Origin of the sequence: Nitratireductor sp. OM-1, assembly GCF_003296175.1 — a bacterium.
In the GTDB taxonomy this organism is placed as follows: domain Bacteria; phylum Pseudomonadota; class Alphaproteobacteria; order Rhizobiales; family Rhizobiaceae; genus Nitratireductor; species Nitratireductor aquimarinus.
In genome coordinates this window covers 3,688,946-3,706,964 of sequence record NZ_CP029208.1, presented here as the reverse complement: position 1 = coordinate 3,706,964, position 18,019 = coordinate 3,688,946, and the positions used below count along the sequence as shown (strand labels likewise).

General features: G+C 63.0%; 14 protein-coding genes and 1 riboswitch. Of the genes, 10 read left to right on the top strand and 4 right to left on the bottom strand.

The genetic code is table 11. The annotated features are described in order from the left end of the window. Window positions 1-119: 119 nt before the first annotated feature. Genes DEJ54_RS17660 through DEJ54_RS17650 form a run of 3 tightly spaced genes read left to right on the top strand, consistent with a single transcriptional unit; the run spans window position 120 to window position 2,699 of the window. Window positions 120-692, top strand: coding sequence for a sigma-70 family RNA polymerase sigma factor (locus DEJ54_RS17660; RefSeq protein WP_113155713.1), 573 nt, complete (start codon window positions 120-122; stop codon window positions 690-692). Continuing rightward, entirely contained in the window at window positions 689-1,345 is a 657-nt protein-coding gene (locus DEJ54_RS17655; RefSeq protein ID WP_113155712.1) for a hypothetical protein, read from the top strand. Before DEJ54_RS17660 ends, DEJ54_RS17655 begins: the two co-directional genes overlap by 4 nt. Then, the gene (locus tag DEJ54_RS17650) at window positions 1,338-2,699 is read left to right on the top strand and encodes a S8 family serine peptidase (protein WP_113155711.1); all 1,362 of its coding nucleotides are present in this window, start codon (window positions 1,338-1,340) and stop codon (window positions 2,697-2,699) included. The genes DEJ54_RS17655 and DEJ54_RS17650 overlap by 8 nt, the downstream gene beginning before the upstream one ends. Here the strand turns inward: DEJ54_RS17650 and DEJ54_RS17645 are convergent. Genes DEJ54_RS17645 through DEJ54_RS17630 form a run of 4 tightly spaced genes read right to left on the bottom strand, consistent with a single transcriptional unit; the run spans window position 2,696 to window position 7,192 of the window. Then, complete coding sequence (locus DEJ54_RS17645; RefSeq protein ID WP_113155710.1) at window positions 2,696-3,484, bottom strand: ABC transporter ATP-binding protein; 789 nt, start codon at window positions 3,482-3,484, stop codon at window positions 2,696-2,698. The genes DEJ54_RS17650 and DEJ54_RS17645 overlap by 4 nt on opposite strands. Next, window positions 3,484-4,464, bottom strand: a complete 981-nt coding sequence (locus DEJ54_RS17640) for an iron ABC transporter permease (RefSeq protein WP_113155709.1) — start codon at window positions 4,462-4,464, stop codon at window positions 3,484-3,486. The genes DEJ54_RS17645 and DEJ54_RS17640 overlap by 1 nt, the downstream gene beginning before the upstream one ends. Beyond that, window positions 4,461-5,330 (bottom strand): ABC transporter substrate-binding protein, encoded by an 870-nt coding sequence (locus tag DEJ54_RS17635; protein WP_113155708.1) that lies wholly within the window; start codon window positions 5,328-5,330, stop codon window positions 4,461-4,463. The genes DEJ54_RS17640 and DEJ54_RS17635 overlap by 4 nt, the downstream gene beginning before the upstream one ends. Further along, on the bottom strand, window positions 5,330-7,192 hold the full coding sequence (locus tag DEJ54_RS17630) for a TonB-dependent siderophore receptor (protein WP_204360828.1): 1,863 nt from the start codon (window positions 7,190-7,192) through the stop codon (window positions 5,330-5,332). The genes DEJ54_RS17635 and DEJ54_RS17630 overlap by 1 nt, the downstream gene beginning before the upstream one ends. A gap of 124 nt (window positions 7,193-7,316) precedes the next feature. Continuing rightward, window positions 7,317-7,529: riboswitch (cobalamin riboswitch) on the bottom strand. A 276-nt stretch (window positions 7,530-7,805) separates the two neighbouring features. Here DEJ54_RS17630 and DEJ54_RS17625 point away from each other — a divergent pair. The 7 genes from DEJ54_RS17625 (at window position 7,806) to preA (ending at window position 17,985) form a co-directional block, all read left to right on the top strand. Then, window positions 7,806-9,458, top strand: a complete 1,653-nt coding sequence (locus tag DEJ54_RS17625; protein WP_113155707.1) for an ABC transporter substrate-binding protein — start codon at window positions 7,806-7,808, stop codon at window positions 9,456-9,458. Window positions 9,459-9,572: 114 nt separating this feature from the next. Next, window positions 9,573-10,577, top strand: coding sequence for an ABC transporter permease (locus DEJ54_RS17620; RefSeq protein ID WP_162742334.1), 1,005 nt, complete (start codon window positions 9,573-9,575; stop codon window positions 10,575-10,577). Between the two features lie 12 nt (window positions 10,578-10,589). Continuing rightward, the gene (locus tag DEJ54_RS17615) at window positions 10,590-11,747 is read left to right on the top strand and encodes an ABC transporter permease (protein ID WP_113155705.1); all 1,158 of its coding nucleotides are present in this window, start codon (window positions 10,590-10,592) and stop codon (window positions 11,745-11,747) included. A 25-nt stretch (window positions 11,748-11,772) separates the two neighbouring features. Then, window positions 11,773-13,887, top strand: a complete 2,115-nt coding sequence (locus DEJ54_RS17610) for an ABC transporter ATP-binding protein (RefSeq protein ID WP_113156374.1) — start codon at window positions 11,773-11,775, stop codon at window positions 13,885-13,887. A 258-nt stretch (window positions 13,888-14,145) separates the two neighbouring features. Beyond that, window positions 14,146-15,108 (top strand): peptidase inhibitor family I36 protein, encoded by a 963-nt coding sequence (locus tag DEJ54_RS17605; protein ID WP_113155704.1) that lies wholly within the window; start codon window positions 14,146-14,148, stop codon window positions 15,106-15,108. A 199-nt stretch (window positions 15,109-15,307) separates the two neighbouring features. Further along, window positions 15,308-16,660 carry an NAD(P)-dependent oxidoreductase gene (locus tag DEJ54_RS17600; RefSeq protein ID WP_113155703.1) on the top strand — a complete coding sequence of 451 codons (1,353 nt, stop codon included), beginning with the start codon at window positions 15,308-15,310 and terminating at the stop codon, window positions 16,658-16,660. A 14-nt stretch (window positions 16,661-16,674) separates the two neighbouring features. Further along, on the top strand, window positions 16,675-17,985 hold the full coding sequence (gene preA / locus DEJ54_RS17595) for an NAD-dependent dihydropyrimidine dehydrogenase subunit PreA (RefSeq protein WP_113155702.1): 1,311 nt from the start codon (window positions 16,675-16,677) through the stop codon (window positions 17,983-17,985). The last annotated feature ends 34 nt before the right edge of the window (window positions 17,986-18,019 follow it).

Sequence of the window (18,019 nt, the reverse complement as noted above, 5' to 3'; positions counted from 1 at the left end):
GGGGTTGAACGATGGGCCTGTTCCCACAGCCTGGCAAATGGACTAGTTTTTTCGGGAGTTGGGGGAAAAGCGATGAACCGGAACGTCCCGTCGCGACACACACTCTCGAAGAGCCGGTCATGAGCGGTGCCACGGGCCAGACGTCCGACACCGAACTCGTGGTCAGAACGGCGCGCGGCGACAAGGCGGCGCTGAGGCTCTTGTTCATGCGTCATCACACGCGGGTCTACCGCTTCGTGATGCGCCAGACGGGATCGGAAACCATGGCGGACGAAATCGCGAATGAAGTGTTTCTGGAAGTGTGGCGTCAGGCGCCCCGCTTCGAGGCGCGCTCGCAGGTCACCACCTGGCTTCTGGGCATTGCCCGCTTCAAGGCGCTTTCCATGTTGCGCAAGCGCCGGGAAAGCGCTCTGGAAGAAGGGCAGGCCGAGGCCGTGCCGGACGGCGCGGACACGCCGGAGGTCGCAACAATGAAGGACGACAAGGCGACGGCGCTGCGCGGCTTCGTCAATGAATTGTCCGAAGAGCACCGCACTGTGGTCGATCTTGCCTATTATCACGGCAAGTCGGTGACCGAGATCGGCGAGATCCTCTCGGTGCCCGTCGCAACGGTAAAAACCAGAATGTTTTACGCCCGCAAGAAGCTTGGAGAAGCGCTGCAGGCGTCAGGATATGATCGAGGCTGGCCATGAGCGAGAACGCACAATCGAACCGGCGCGACCGGCTGGAAGCGCTGCTGCCGTTCTTCCTGAATGGCACGCTCTCGGGAGCTGAGCTGCGTGAGGTGGAAGAATGGCTCGCCTCCGATCCCGAGGCGCTCGCCTCTCTTGCGGAAGCCGAAGGCGAGTATTCGGCAACCCTTGCAGACAATGAGGCAATCCATCCGCCGGCCGATGCGCTGGCGCGCTTCTCGGCGGCGCTGGCCGAAGAGGCCGGGCCTGACCGGGCGGCAGGGCTTACGCTGCGCGAGCGGTTTGCCCGCTTCCTCCCCTCGCTTCCCGTGCAGGCCGCCTGGGTGGCAGCCGGGCTGGCGCTCGCCATTCTCGTCGGCCAGACCGTCTGGCTCAACCTGTCCCAGAACGAGCAATTCTCCGTCGCTGGCGCAGATCGTGAAGCGGCCCCCTTCGTTTTCGTGACCTTCAGGGCCGATGCGTCCATGGCGGAGGTGTCGGCGCTGCTCGATGAAAGCGGTGTCGAGATCGCTGCCGGGCCGTTGCCGGGCGGGCTCTACCGTGTGCTTGTGCCCGCAGAAACGGCTGCCCAATATGACGGGATCGCTGCCGCGCTGGCGGAGGCAAGCGTGGTGGAAACCGTTGTGACGGGGCGCAGACCTGCCGATGAATAGGCCTCTCACGCGCATTCTGACCGGCATCCTGCTCACCGCCTTCGCGGGTGGTCCCGCATTCGCCCAGACCACGCCCGACCCGCAGGCTGCACCAGACGGGATGCGCGTCGAGACACAGCCCTCCGGGCGTCACGTGGTCTATCTGCCGCAGATGCTGGCCGAGCTTTTCGGACCTGGAGCGGGCCGCGATGCGCCTGCACAGCCCGCCACATCCGGTGGCGGACCCACGCCGACCCTTCCCACACCCGCCGGGGCAGGAGCCTTTTCCCTGCCGGTCGCGCCGCAGCGCGCCATATCCGGGGCTTTCGTGCCCGACGAAGTGCTTGTCACGCTGGACGGCGATGAAGGCGTGGCGGCCGCCGTTGCCGCGCAGTTCGGGCTTGAACTGCGTTCCGCCCGTGCGTCCACGCTTCTGGGGCGCACCGTTGCGCGGCTTGGCATTCCCGATGGCCGCCCGGTGGGCTTCGTTCTTGCCCAGCTTGCCGGCGATGGCCGGCTGGCGGATCGTGTGCCCAACCATGTTTTCCAGCTTCAGCAGGCGGCGGGCGTGGTGAACTACGCCTTTGAACGCATCGCGCTCGATGCCGGTGCTGCAAGCGGCGAGAATGTGAGCGTGGCGGTCATCGACACCGCACTTGACGGGAACCACCCGGCTTTGAAGGGGCGTGTGGCGGGCACGTTTGATGCGCTGCCCGACATGGAGGTGGCTGACCGGGATCACGGCACATCCATCTCCGGCCTGATCGCCGGCGGCGAGACCTTTCGCGGCATCGCGCCGGGCGTACGCCTGCTTCATGCGCGCGCTTTCGAGAGCGGCGTGTCCAGCACGAATGTGCTGCTCGCCGCACTCGACTGGGCGGTGGAAGAGGGCGCGCAGATCGTGAATATGAGCTTTGTCGGGCCGGAAAACCCGCTCTTTTCCGCTGCCTGCAACAATGCGATGGCGCGTGGCGTCGTTCTGGTGGCTGCGGCCGGCAACAACGGGCCGGGCGCGCCTTTCGGTTATCCGGCAGCCTATGAGGATGTGATCGCCGTGACCGCCACCGACGTTCACGACCGGCTGATGGGCCAGGCCAATCGCGGCCGCTACATCGACCTTTCCGCACCGGGCGTAAACGTTGTCGCGCCCATCCCCGGTGGTATGGATGTGGTGACGGGCACGTCTTTCGCCGCCGCGATCGTTTCCGGTGCGATTGCCAATCTCATGCATGCCGGTGAGGACGCCGCGCCCGAAGCGCTGGCCGAACTTCTGCGCACCACTGCGGTGGATCTGGGCGCGCCGGGCCGGGATGAAGAGTTCGGCGATGGTCTTCTGAATGCCAAAGCGGCCATGGCGGGGCGTACCGGCGATTAGTCTCTATTCTGCCTTTCGGTGAGGCCGACGGGGGCGATGATGAGGCCATCTTCGTCGCGTGCGCGATGGGCCTTCACGCCATAGATCTCCGCCAGATGCGCTTCCGAAAGCACCGTTTCCGGTGTGCCGAAGGCTGCCAGCCTGCCCTTGTTCAGGAGCATGACCCGGTCGCACCAGCGCGCCGCCAGCGTCAGATCGTGGAGTGATACCAGAACCGTGCGCCCTTCATTCTCTGCAAGCCGGTTCAGCGACTGCATGAGGGTGATCTGATGTGCCGGGTCGAGGCCTGATGCCGGTTCGTCAGCGATCAGCAGCGGGGTTTGCTGCGCAATGGCGCGCGCCATCAGCACGCGCGCCTGCTCGCCGCCTGAAAGCTCGGTGGCGATCCGGTCGGCGAGCGGCGTCACATCGGCCATCTCCATGGCGCGGGCGATGGCCGCTTCATCACCGGAATCCGGGCGGCGTCCGAAGGCGCGCCAGGGCAGGCGGCCCAGCGTCACCAGATCGCGCACGGTGAGGCGCCAGCCAATGATGCGCTGTTGCGGCAGATAGGCGATAAGGCGCGCGCGCGCAGCCGGGCTGATGGACGCAAGATCGTGCGCGCCGAGCCGCATCGCGCCTTCAGCCGGCAATTGCCCGGTCAGCGCACGCATCAGTGTGGACTTGCCTGCGCCATTGGGACCGAGCAGCCCGATCACCTGACCGGGCTCGATGTCGAAACCGACGCCCTCAAGCACCCGTCTGCCACCAAGCTTCACGCTGATATTGTCCGCCTGCAGCCGCATCACAGCATCTCCCGGCGGGCGCGGATCACCAGCCACAGGAAGAAGGGCGCGCCGATCAGCGCCGTCAGAACGCCGACATTCAGTTCGCCCGCCGGCAAAACGAGCCGGGCTGCAATGTCGGCAGCCAGAAGCAGCGCCGCGCCGCCGAGGCCTGCCGGCAGCAGGAGGCTGCTTGGCATGCGGTTCGTGAGCGGGCGGATCAGATGCGGCACCACGAGCCCGATGAAGCCGATGGTGCCGGCCACGGCCGTCGCCGCTCCCACCGAAAGCGCCACGCCGGCGACGATCAGGAAGCGCGCGCGGCCCATGTGAATGCCGAGATTGCCGGCAGCCTCTTCGCCGAGCGACAGCGCATCGATGGCGCGCGCCGAAAGCGCAATCAGCAGCCAGCCGGCGGCCATCAGCGGCAGGGCAAGCAGCACATGCTCCATGGAGCGGTCCTTGAGCGAGCCCAGCAGCCAGAAGATGATTTCATAGGCGGCGAACGGATTGGGCGAGAGGTTGAGCACCAGAGAGGTCAGCGCGCCGGCAAGGCTCGATAGCGCGACGCCGGCCAGAATGAGTGTGAGCGTGGAGCCCTGACGCGCTGCAATGGCAAGCAGGATGAGCACGGCGGCAAGCGCACCGATCAGCGCCCCGGCGGGCAGCGCGTAGAGCGAGCTTCCCGCAAGCCCCGAATAGAACACGGCGACCGCGCCGAGTGCGGCCATGGACGAAACGCCGATCACGCCGGGTTCGGCGAGCGGGTTGCGCAGAAACCCTTGCAGCACCGCGCCGGAAAGGCCGAGTGAAAAGCCGATGGCAAGGCCGAGCAGGGCGCGCGGCAGGCGGATTTCGCGCATGATGATGGCGGCTGCTTCACCGCCGCCGGCGAAAAGTCCTGCAATGCTGTCTCCGATCCCAAGCGCAGCCGGCCCGACCAGCAGCGACAGTATGAAGAGTGCAAGGACGAGCATTGCGAGCGAGATGGAGAGCTTCATTGCGTGGCGTCCTGCGGGCAGGGCGCGATTTCGGCGCGCAGGCTTGCCAGCGCGCGCACGGCTTCAATCACGGCGGGCGACCCGCAGGACCATGCGCCGGCAGGCACGAATGCGCCGATGCGCGTGTCGGGCAGCGCGGCAATTGCCGGATGGCGCGGCACATGTTCGCCAAGCGTGGGCGCGCCCTCTGACGCGCTGGTGACGATGACGTCAGGCCGGGCGGCGATGACCTGTTCGAGCGGGAAGGGCGCAACGCCCACCAGTCCGAGATTAGCCGCGAGATTGGCAAAGCCCGCCGCCTGCATAACGGAATCGGCCAGCGTTCCGCTGCCGAGCGCGACCCCGTTCTGATCATAGGCGATCATGGTGGGGCGTATGTCGCACTGGCTTTTTGCGATTGCATCAAGCTCCCGCGAAAAATCATCGGCCAGCTTCTCGGCCCGCGCTTCCTGACCGAGAAGCGCGCCCATACGGCGGATTTCGCCCGGAATGGTGTCGAGCGTCTGCACGAAGGAAAACTCCTCGACCCTGAAGCCGAGCCGTTTCAGGAGCGTGGTCGTGTTGTGCAGCGAGTAGGTGCCGGTCACCACGAGGTCCGGCTTTTTCAGAAACACTTCTTCGGCAAGACCGCGATTGACCGGAAAATCCTGCGCCTTCTCATGCAGCATGGAAAGGTCAGACTCGCGGGCAAGGAAGGAAACCGAGATCAGCTGTTCCGGTTCGGCAAGCGTCATGGCCAGCTGATCGGTGCACAGATTGAGCGACATCACCCGCTCGGGCGCGGCTGAAACCGGCGCGATGAGAAGCGCGCCGGCCAGAAATGTCAGGCCGGAAAGGCGGGAGAGGCGTTTCCGGCGCTCACGCATCAGGGAGCGAATTTTGCCTGGAACCCGGCGAACACCGAGAAGCCGGGCGTGTTGTAGCCGCGCACCGTCTGATAATCCTGATCGAGCAGGTTCTCCGCGCGCACATAGAGCTCGGTGTCCTCGGTCGGCTTGTAGGCCACTTTGGCGTTGACCAGCAGGTAATCGTCCAGCTTGAAATTGCCCGTGTCCACCGTGTCGATAGCCGCTTTGGCCGAGGCCGAAATGGTCCATTTCTCGGCAGGCCGTACGCTGGCGACCAGCCCGATCTCGTGGCGCGGCACGCGCGGCAGCCGTGCATCGTTCTGATCCACCGAATGCGTGTAGGTGTAGGCTCCGGTGAGATCGAACCAGTCGGTCGCGGCATAGCTGAGCGAGGCCTCGACACCGCGCATGCGCGACGTGCCGGGGATCTGATTGTACTGGGTCGTGTAACCGATCAGATCATCAATCTCGAGCTGGAAGTAGGTGATGTCGGCGATTGCCCTGTCGTTCCAGAAACGCTGCTCCACGCCAATATCGAAACCGAAGCTGGTTTCAGGCCGCAGATTGGGGTTTGCCCCGAACGGACCGAAAAGCTCGTTGAGGCTGGGTGCACGGAAGCCGGTTCCCACCGAGCCGTGCAGACGCGTTCCGGTCGCATCGATGAGATAGGAGGCGGTTGCCCGGTAGGTGGTGTGCCCGCCGAATTCGCTGTGCTCGTCCTGCCGGAGACCGGCTGTCAGCGTCAGGTTTTCTACCGGCGTGGCAATGGCCTCGCCCCAGACGCCTGCGATCCAGAAATCGGAATCGATCTGGGGGTTGAACATGCCGGCGGGAAACACTGCGCTCTGACGTTCGTAATCCGCGCCACCCTGAACCGTCAGCCATTCATTGACGTCGAACGCGCCCAGATAATCGGCCTTGTAGCGGCGACCGTCATAAGAGCCGTCGAACGCGGTGCCGGTGATGGAGCGTTCCAGGTCGAAGGCCTGCACGGAAACGGTGTTGCGGAAACGGCCGTCCATCAGGTCGAGATTGAAGCCGGCCCGGCCGGCCAGCTGTTTGCTGTGGTTGGTCGCCGTCAGATTGTCGCTCGGCAGAATGGTGCCGAAGCCCTGATTGTCGAACTCGGCTTCCGCGTCGATGTAGAGCGCCGAGCCGAATACGGAGAACACGTCGGAAAATGCATGCTCGGCATTCACGTCGAAGGTAACGTTCTCATAGCCATCGCGCTCCGTGCCCGAAGCCGCGGCCGAGACGCCGTCGGTGCGGTAGCCGGTTGCGTTGATGGAGAGTTTTGACTGTTCGTTCGCCGCCCTGAAGCCATAGGAGCCGCCGACCGTGCCGTGCGAGCCGCCTTCGCCCTGAATGATATGGGAAATGCCCGGTTCGATGTCGCCCAGCGTCGACAGGCTGATCACGCCGGCAATCGCATCGGAGCCGTAAAGCGTGCTCTGCGATCCCTTGAGTACTTCGATGCTCTGCAGGCCGCCCGACAGAAGATACTGGTAGGACGTCTGCACCTGCGGGCTGGTCGGATCGGAAATGTCGATGCCGTTATAGAGCGTCTTCACATAGCGGCGCGGCGCACCGCGGATCGAAAGGCTGCCCTCTGCGCCAACGCCACCCGGCGATGAGAGGCTCACACCCGGCAAAAGGTCGAGATACTCGACGGCCAGCGGCAGGGACTGTTCCTCGATCTCTTCACGACCCACCACGTCCACCGTCGACCCCACGGTGGATGCCTCTGCCGGTGTGCGGTTGGGCGTGATGACCAGTTTTTCAAGCATATAGTCTTCTGCGCCCGCCATGGTGGCTGAAAGGCCCGTCAGCAGCGCCGAAGCGCTGAGCAGGAGCCGGGTGCGATAACGTCTGGATGGCATGCGTGCTCTCCATGAGAATGCTGCTTCTTTTGCTGGAGAGCGATGGCTGTCTGAATCTGTCCCCCGCCAGCGATGACATTTCGTCACCACTGCGAGATCCACAGCCCCGGAAGCGTCCCGCATCCGGTCGGTGACGGCTCAAGGCAGGTTTCCTGGCTCGCGCTTCATCGGCTTCCTCGCCTTCCCGGGGCATTGCACCCAGTGGCATAGGAGGAGCCTCGGCGCTCACAGTTGCGGGAGCAGCCACGGCTGCGGCCTGATCATGCAGGGCCGTTCCGTGTTCCCTTTTCCCCGGCATGCGAGTGCCTGCCGGAGCACCTCAAGCGAACAAAAATCGCTTACCAACTGGCTCCGGCAGCGTCAATCGCGGCCTGTGGGGCGGCTGTTGCGCCCGCAGAGGCGCAAGCGGCTGTGGTTGTCAGTACAGGTTTCGGAAATTGTTGCGAAATCGGCTCTATTTATCAGTTTTGCGGCTGATTTGTCGCAAACTCGTCATTTCAGCGGTCGAAAAACCTGCAAAACTTACCATAGGCCCCGGTCGTTTTTTGACATCGCTGGCGCGATGGGAAATGCTGAACACAAACTGATAACGGCAAGAAATGGGAGTGCGTCGATGACGTTTTTCAAGAGCAATGGCGAGAAAGTGCCAGCCCGCGTCGCCGAAATGGCGAACGAAGCGCGCGTCGGAAAAATGGACAGACGTGAGTTCCTGGCGCTCGCAAGCGCACTCGGCGCATCGACAGCCGCCGCCTACGGCATGCTCGGTCTTGCCGCGCCCACCCATGCGCTCGCTCAGGAGCCCAAAATGGGCGGCACGCTGCGTGTGGCCATGTTCATCAAGGATCCGAAAGACCCGCGCACGGCCGACTGGTCCGAGATCGCAAACGCCATGCGCCAGACGCTTGAACCGCTGGTGAAATACACGCGCGACTTCACCTTTGAGGGCCGGCTTCTGGAAAGCTGGGAGGTCAACGAAGACGCCACCGAGTACATTCTCCACGTGCGTCCGGGCGTGACATGGAACAATGGCGACGCCTTTACCGCAGACGATGTGATCTACAACTTCAACCGCTGGTGCGATCAGACGGTGGAGGGCAACTCGATGCCCGCCCGCATGGCCGCACTCATCGATCCGGAGACCAAGAAGGCGCGCGAAGGCGCGATCGAGAAGGTCGACGACATGACGGTGAAGCTCAACCTGTCTGCCCCTGACATTTCCATCATTCCCGGCATGGCCGACTATCCGGGCCTGATCGTGCATCCAAGCTTTGATGAGACGGGCCGTGATTTCATCGCCAATCCCATCGGCACCGGTCCCTTCGAACTCGTTTCATACGAAGTGGGCAACCGCGTCGAACTGAAGAAGCGCGAAGACGGCAAGTGGTGGGGCGGCGAGGCCTATCTCGATGGCATCGAGTTCATCGATTACGGCACCGATCCATCGGCCATGGTAAGCGCCTTTGAATCCGGCGAGATCCACACCAATTACGAGACCACCGCCGATTTCGTGGACATTCTCGACGCCATTGGCCTGGTCAAGTCCGAGGTCACCACGGCAACGACGATTGTGGCCCGCACCAATGTCAACAACAAGCCGTATGACGATGAGCGGGTGCGCCGCGCGCTGCAGATGGCCGTGGACAACGCCACAGTTCTGGCGCTTGGCTACGACAATGCCGGCGAGGTGGCCGAGAACCACCATGTCTGCCCGATCCATCCCGAGTATGCGGAGCTGCCCAAGATCGAGCGCAATGTGGACGCGGCCAAGGCGCTGATGGAAGAGGCCGGCCAGATGGAGCACGAGCACGAGCTGATCTCGGTCGACGAGGACTGGCACAAGAACACCGGCGACGCCATTGCCGCACAGCTTCGCGAGGCGGGTTTCAAGGTCAAGCGCACCGTTCTGCCGGGTTCGACCTTCTGGAACGACTGGACGAAATACCCGCTGTCCATGACCAACTGGAACATGCGTCCGCTCGGCATTCAGGTGGTCGCGCTCGCTTATCGCACCGGCGAGGCGTGGAACGAGTCCGCCTATTCCAATCCCGAACTCGACAAGCTGATCGAACAGGCGCTGGCCATTCCGGACCCCGACAGCCGCCGCGAGGTGATGAAGCAGATCGAAGAGATCCTTCAGGGCTCCGGCATCATCATCCAGCCCTATTGGCGCAAACTCTACAATCACTCCGTGGAGACCGTGATGAACCACGGCATGCACCAGACCTTCGAGATCGACCTGGAAAAGGTCTGGCTCGACGAGGGCTGAGACCCGGAACAAGGGGGCCGCACGGGCCCCCATTGCGCAGGCAACCAACTACAACCTCCGTAAACGGGGGAAGGGGAAACCGTGCTTGGATTTATTCTGAGACGTATGGGCGTCATGGCATTGACGATGCTGTGCCTGACCCTTGTCGTGTTCTTTCTGGTCAATCTGGAGCCCAATCTCAAGAAGCTCGCGATCAGCCAGCTCGACATGCGCTCCTCGGCTCAAGAGCTCGAAAGCTGGCTTGAGAAGAACGGCTACCGGCAGAATTTCTTTGTGCGCTATGGCCAATGGCTCGGCGTCGTCCAGAAACAGCCCAACATCGACCCCGAAACGGGCGTCGCCACGCCACGGTTTTCCTATTGCGACGAACCCGCCGAACCCTATTACGGCGGCATTCTGCAGGGCGATTTCGGCTGCTCCACCAAGTTCAAGGTGCCGGTGGCCGAGAAGCTCTTTCCGGCCCTGGGCGCCACCGGCATCCTCATGTTCTGGGTGATGGTGGTGATGGTGCCCGTCGCGCTGTTGATCGGCGTTCTGGCTGGAATGCGGGAGGGCAGCCGCACTGACCGCACCCTGTCGGTCGCCTCCATCGCCACCACGGCAACGCCCGAATATGTGTCGGGCGTGATCTTCGCCGTCATCTTCGCTTCCTGGCTTGGCTGGCTCAACGGTTCCGCCGCCACCGCCACACGGCAGGGCATTTCGTTTTACAATTTCACCCTGCCGGTCATGACCATGGCGATCTACGGCATCGGCTATATCGCCCGCATGACACGGGCCTCGATGGTCGAGGTGATGACGCAGCAATACATCCGTACGGCGCGCCTCAAGGGGCTCGGCTTCCGCACCGTCGTGCTCAAACACGCGCTGCGCAATGCGCTGATCGCACCGTTCACGGTCATCATGCTCCAGTTCCCCTGGCTCCTGACCGGCGTGGTCATCGTCGAGGTGATGTTCCGCTATCAGGGCTTCGGTTTCACGCTGGTGGAGGCGGCGAGCAACAACGATATCGACCTGTTGCTCGGCTGCTCGCTGGTCTCGGTTTTCGTGGTTTTGTCGACGCAGCTCATTTCCGATGTCGGCTATGCCTATCTCAATCCGCGCATCCGCGTGCAGTAGGGAGGACGCGCGATGCAAGTGGATTATCTTGGAACCTTCGGCATCATTCTTGGCGTTCTGGCGCGCTTCTGGCCGGTCTGGGTGGCGCTGGCGATCATTCTGGTTTTAAGCCTGCGCTTTCGCAGCCGGCTCGGCCTTTACGGCCAGCTTTTCGACACGGGCGTTGGCATTACCGGCGTCATGATCTGCTGCTTCTGGCTGTTCACCGCAATCTTCGCCGGCACGGTCGCCCCCTTCGACCCGCTGGCGCAGTTCCCGATCATGAAGAACGTGCTGCCCGGCGCCATCGAGCCGGAGACGGGACAGGCTTTCCTCTTCGGCGGCGACAGGCTCGCGCGTGACGTCTTTTCGCGCATGGTCTATGGCAGCCAGATCGTGCTGATCATTGCCCCGGCGGCCACGCTGTTTGCGCTGATGGTGGGCACCACGCTTGGCCTGCCCGCCGGCTATTATGGCGGGCGCATCGACAGTCTCCTGTCGTTCCTCGCCAATCTGGTTCTGGCCTTCCCGGTGATCCTGCTCTTCTATCTGCTGGTCACGCCGGGCATTCGCGAAACGCCGATCCCGCAATGGATGGCGGGCACCTTCTTCATATTCCCGATCATCTTTTTCGTGACGCTGTTCTGGACGCGCTATCGCAGCCGCCCGCAATTGCTGGCCATCCAGCTCGCGCTGACGCTTCTGATCGGCGGCTGGATTTATGTCGGCCTCGTCTTCGATGCCGATCCGCTCGGCATCATCTCGATCAGCTCCAACCAGCTCAACATCTTCGTTGCGGTGGTGTTTGCTTCGTCGCCCGGCGTCTTCCGCATCGTGCGCGGCCTCGTCATGGACATCAAGACCCGGGACTATGTGGCCGCCGCCCAGACGCGGGGTGAAACGCCCTGGTACATCATGCTCTGGGAAGTGCTGCCCAATGCGCGCGGGCCGCTCATTGTCGATGTGTGCCTGCGCATCGGCTACACAACCATCCTGCTCGGCACGCTTGGCTATTTCGGCCTCGGTCTTGCGCCCGAAAGTCCCGACTGGGGCACCGGCATCAAGGAATCGAGCCGCCTTCTGCGCGCCTATGTGCATCCTGCGCTTCCGCCCGTCTTCGCCCTCATGTCCTTCGTTCTGGGGCTGAACCTGCTCGCTGATGCGCTGCGTGAGCAATCGCTGAAGGATTGAGTGGATGAACACTGAAAGCGACGCCATGAACGAAGCCATCAGCACGACGCGCAGCGTGAATGCTGACGAACCGATCCTCGAGATCGAGAACCTGTCCATCTCCTTCTTCACGCGGGCCGGTGAGATACCGGCGGTGATGGATTTCTCCTGCAGGGTCATGCCGGGCGAGGCCATGGGCATTGTCGGCGAATCCGGCTGCGGCAAGTCCACCGTGGCGCTCGGCATCATGCGCGATCTCTCCAATGTGGGGCAGATCGTCGGCGGCCGCATCCGCTTCAAGGGGCGGGACATGGCCGGGATGAGCGAGGAGGAACTGCGTCGGATCCGCGGCAACGAGATCGCCATGATCTATCAGGAGCCGATGGCGAGCCTGAACCCGGCCATGAAGATCGGCAAACAGCTCATGGAAGTGCCAATCATCCATGACCGTGTATCGAAGGATGAAGCCTGGAACCGCGCGCTGGAGATGGTGGAGGCCGTTCGCCTGCCGGACCCGGAGCGCATCATGCGCTCGTTCCCGCACCAGCTTTCAGGCGGCCAGCAACAGCGCATCGTCATCGCCATGGCGCTTCTGTCAAAGCCGGCACTGCTTCTTCTGGACGAGCCGACTACCGCGCTCGATGTCACGGTTGAGGCGGGCATCGTGGAACTGGTGAAGGGGCTCGGCAAGAAATACGGCACGTCGATGATCTTCGTGTCGCACAATCTGGGCCTGATCCTGGAAACCTGCGACCGCGTCACGGTCATGTATTCCGGCGAGGCGGTGGAGACGGGCCGTGTCGAGGATGTCTTCGACCGCATGAGGCACCCCTATACGCAGGGCCTGTTCCGCTCGATCCCGCTGCCCGGCGCCGACAAGAACGCCCGGCCGCTGATCGCCATCCCCGGCCAGTTGCCGCTGCCGCATGAACGTCCCGATGGCTGTAATTTCGGCCCACGCTGCCAGCACTTCAAGGCGGGCCTGTGCGATGCCGGCGATATTCCCATGCGCGCGGTCGAGGGGCATGAGCAGCACCGTTCGCGCTGCGTGCGTTTCGACGATATCGACTGGAAGGCACTGCCGGAGGGAGCGCTTGTGGAGCAGGAGCCTGTCGCGCCCGGCGCTCCCATGCTGCGGATCGAGAATCTCAAAAAGTATTATCACGTTGCCGCAAACAGCATTTTCGGCGGTGGCGACACCAAGACGGTGAAGGCCAACGAGCAGATCAGCTTCGAGGCGCGCGAGTCTGAGACGGTGGCCATCGTTGGCGAATCCGGCTGCGGAAAATCGACGCTCGCCAAGGTGCTTCTGGGGCTTGAGACGGCGACTGATGGCACGGTGATGCTCGGCAATGAACCGATTCAGGCGACGCCGGTCGAAGACCGCTCCACCGGCACGGTCGCCAGCATCCAGATGGTGTTCCAGAACCCGTTCGACACGCTCAATCCGAGCCATTCCGTCGGCTCGCAGATCATCCGCACGCTGGAAAAATTCAACATCGGGAAGACGCTGGCCGACCGAAAGCAGCGCATGCTGGAGCTGCTCGACCTGGTCAAGCTGCCGCGCGCCTTCGCCGAGCGCATGCCACGCCAGCTTTCGGGCGGTCAGAAGCAGCGCATAGGCGTTGCCCGGGCCTTTGCCGGAAATGCAAAGGTTGTTGTGGCAGACGAGCCGGTCTCCGCGCTCGATGTTTCGGTGCAGGCGGCGGTGACCGGGCTGCTGATGGATATCCAGCGCAAGAACAAGACGACCATGCTGTTCATCAGCCACGATCTCTCGGTCGTGCGCTATCTCGCGGACCGGGTGGTGGTCATGTATCTCGGCCACATCGTCGAGCAGGGCACGACCGACCAGATATTCGCGCCGCCCTATCACCCCTATACGGAGGCGCTTCTTTCCGCGATCCCCATCGCCGATACCTCGGTGCGCAAGAAGCACATCGTTCTGGAAGGGGACATACCCTCAGCCATGAACCCGCCTTCCGGCTGCCCGTTCCAGACCCGCTGCCGCTACAAGGATCAGGTGCCGGGCGGAAAATGCGAGCGCGAGGTGCCGCCGCTGAAGGATCTGGGCAATGGCCATTTCAGCCTGTGCTGGCTGGATGATGCAACGCTTGCGGGCATGGAGCCGGTCATCAGCTTCGACGCGCCATCCGACTGATCCACGCAACAGACGGGGATGCAGGCTGTGGCGTTTTCGCCGCGCATCCTTTCCGTGCCCCGCGCAATCATCATCGTTTTGTTCAATGACTTCTGGATATGCGGCTGATTTTCCATCACTTTGCGCCGACTAAAGCAATTCCAGGAAAAGTGGGAACCGGTTTTCCGTCCGGAATTGCGTAAAAACAATGAGTTAGGGCGTTTTCGCGATTCGACGAAAAGGGGAAATGCTCTAACCGGACTGCAACAGGAGATTCGCATGCCCTCGGGGTTCTTCCGCTTCCTTCTCATGGCGTTCGCCGCTCTTGGCCTGGCGGCCGTGCTGTCGGTTCCGGCGCGCGCGCAGCAGAATGTTCAGGCAGTGGTCACGACCGATCTCAACATGCGGGAAGGCCCCGGCACGCGCTATCGCGTGGTTCTGACCATTCCGAATGGCGCGCGTGTGGTGACGCTGCGCTGCACTGATCGTTACGAATGGTGCGAAGTGGGCTATGCGGGGCGCACGGGCTGGGTTTCCGCGCGCTATCTGCGCGACACAAGGCCGGCTTACAGGGATCGCCCGATCTCTGATATCGGATCGACGCTCGGGCTCAAACTGTTCGATTTCGTCATGCGCGAGCTGGATGATCGCCGCCGTGACGATACCGCCTTCGACAATGATGACCGTTTCGACGGCGACCGCCGTCCGACCCCGCGCAATGTGTGCTTTTACGACCGTCCGAACTTTCAGGGCCGCCGTCTCTGCGCCGGCATTGGCGACGATGCGCGCGTGATGGATCGCAACTGGGATGGCCGCGTGGCCTCGATCCGCGTTGGCGAGCGCACCTCCGTCGAGATCTGCTCAAGGATCGATTTTGCCGGTCGCTGCGATCTCCTCACCCGTGATGTGCCTTCTCTGCGCCGGGGCGACACGGTTTCGTCTTACCGGGTCTATCGCCGCCGGCCGGGCGACGAGGGCAGCTACGACCGGGTCCGTCGCGCCTGTTTCTACGAGCGTGTCGATTTCCGGGGCGCGAGCATCTGTTTCGATGCCGGTGACGGCACGGCGCGCCTGCCGCGCGAATGGAACAACCGCATCTCCTCGGTGACGCTTGAGGGCGGTGCCGAGGCGCGTGTCTGCGAGCGGCGCAATTTTGGCGGCTGGTGTGAAACCATCCGTCGCGACACCCGCCGACTGCGCGACATTTACAACGACGACATCAGTTCCATCGAGGTCTTCTGATCGTCCATTGCAGGCCCGTCCGCATCGCAAACGCCGCCCTTGCCGGGCGGCGTTTTTTGTTTGATATCCGAGGCTTGTAAACATGAATTGTAAATTCATGTTTTAATTCAAGAGGATGCGGCGGGGCCAAAAATTTGACCGATTGATAAAAAAAAGAAACTGCGCTAGCTTTTCCCCAATAATAAAAGGGGAATACGGAATGGCTGATGGTCTCTACGCGGACGGCATCGCCGCCGGCCGCCTTTCCGGTGAGGAATACGAAAAGAACTTCGCCGACCTGCATCCACCGCTCGACCGCCATGAGGCGGCCGTCGAGGCGGACAGGTGCTACTTCTGCTTCGATGCGCCGTGCACCACGGCGTGTCCGACATCGATCGACATACCCATGTTCATCCGGCAGATCGCGACGGACAATCCGTTGGGTTCGGCCAGAACGATCTTCGACCAGAACATTCTGGGCGGCATGTGCGCCCGCGTCTGTCCCACGGAGACCCTTTGCGAGGAGGCCTGCGTGCGTGAGGAGGCGGAGGGCAAGCCGGTCCAGATCGGCAGGCTCCAGCGCTATGCCACGGACGCGGCCATGGAGGCTGACGCGCAGTTTTATGAACGCGCTGCTCCAACCGGCAAGAGCGTTGCCATTGTCGGGGCAGGGCCCGCAGGCCTTGCCTGTGCGCACCGTCTGGCCATGCATGGTCATGACGTGACGATCCTTGAGGCGCGGCCCAAGCCCGGCGGGCTCAACGAGTTTGGCATCGCCGCCTACAAGACGCCGAATGGTTTCGCCCAGGCCGAGGTGGATTACCTGATGGCCATTGGCGGCATCCGTCTTGAGGAAGGAAAGGCGCTGGGGCGTGACTTTTCGCTTGGCGATTTAACGCGCGATCATGACGCCGTCTTTCTTGGCATGGGGCTTGCCGGCGTCAATGCGCTCGGTGCGGAAGGCGAAGCGGCTGACGGCGTCGAGAGCGCGGTCGACTACATTGCCCATCTGCGTCAGGCGAAGGATCTCGCCAGCCTGCCGGTCGGTCGGCGTGTCGTCGTCATCGGCGGCGGCATGACGGCCATCGACGCAGCCGTTCAGGCGCGGCTTCTGGGCGCGGAGGAGGTGACGATCTGCTACCGGCGCGGTCAGGAACACATGAACGCTTCGGCGTTCGAGCAGGATCTGGCGGCGTCCAAAGGCGTCACCATAAGGCACTGGCTCCAGCCAACGCGCATCATCGCCGACAATGGCCGGGTGAGCGGCATTGAGCTTGAATACACGGCGCTGAAGGATGGCAGGCTTTCAGGCACCGGCGAAACGCTGACGCTGCGCGCCGATCAGGTCTTCAAGGCCATTGGTCAGTCCTTCGAGGCAGGCGTTCTCAACGGCAGCACCGCGTCGGTTGAGCTTGAAGGGCGTCGCATCAAGACCGATGCGGAAGGGCGCACTTCCATGCCGAACGTCTGGGCCGGTGGCGATTGCATCGCCGGCGGCGACGATCTCACCGTATCGGCGGTCGCGCAGGGGCGCGACGCAGCCGAGAGCATCCATCGCGCATTGGCCGGCTGAGGAGCGGAAAACCCATGGCAGACATTCGCAGCAATTTCGTCGGCATCAAGTCTCCCAATCCCTTCTGGCTTGCTTCCGCACCACCCACAGACAAGGCCTACAATGTCGAGCGCGCCTTCAAGGCGGGCTGGGGCGGCGTCGTCTGGAAGACACTGGGCGAGGAGGGGCCTCCGGTCGTCAATGTCAACGGACCCCGCTACGGCGCGATCTGGGGCGCGGACCGCCGGCTTCTCGGCCTCAACAACATCGAGCTCATCACCGACCGCGACCTTCATCTGAACCTGCGCGAAATCAAGCAGGTGAAGAAGAACTGGCCGGACCGGGCGCTCATCGTTTCGCTCATGGTGCCGTGTGAGGAGCAGGCGTGGAAAGCCATCCTTCCGCTGGTGGAAGAGACGGAAGCTGATGGCATCGAGCTCAATTTCGGCTGTCCGCACGGCATGAGCGAGCGCGGGATGGGCGCAGCCGTTGGCCAGGTGCCCGAATATGTCGAGATGGTGGTGCGCTGGTGCAAGCAGAACACGCGCATGCCCGTCATCACCAAGCTCACGCCCAACATCACCGATGTGCGCCAGCCCGCCCGCGCGGCCCATGCCGGCGGAACGGATGCGGTGTCGCTCATCAACACGATCAATTCCATCACCTCGGTCAATCTCGACAATTTCGCGCCCGAACCCACCATTGACGGCAAGGGCTCCCATGGCGGCTATTGCGGCCCGGCGGTGAAGCCCATCGCGCTCAACATGGTGGCCGAGATCGCCCGCGATCCGCAGACCGCTGGCCTGCCCATCTCCGGCATTGGCGGCATCACCACATGGCGCGATGCCGCCGAGTTTCTGGCGCTGGGGTCCGGTACGGTTCAGGTCTGCACCGCCGCCATGACCTACGGCTTCAAGATCGTAGAGGAGATGATCGAGGGGCTTGAAAACTGGATGGACGCCAAGGGGCACGCCACGCTCGATGACGTGATCGGCCGCGCGGCGCCCAATGTCACCGACTGGCAGTATCTGAACCTCAACTATGTCACCAAGGCGCGCATTGATCAGGACCAGTGCATCAAGTGCGGTCGCTGCCACATCGCCTGCGAGGACACGTCTCATCAGGCAATCACGGCCATGGTCGACGGCAAGCGTCATTTCGAGGTGATCGAAGAGGAGTGCGTCGGCTGCAATCTGTGCGTCAATGTCTGTCCGGTGGAGGGCTGCATCGACATGGTGCCGCTGGCCGCCGGGGCGCTCGACAAGCGCACAGGCGAGAAGGTCGAGCCGGTCTACGCCAACTGGACGACGCATCCGAACAACCCTTCCAAAGTGGCTGCGGAATAGGTCTGACGGCGGCGGTTATCCGCCGCCGTTTTTC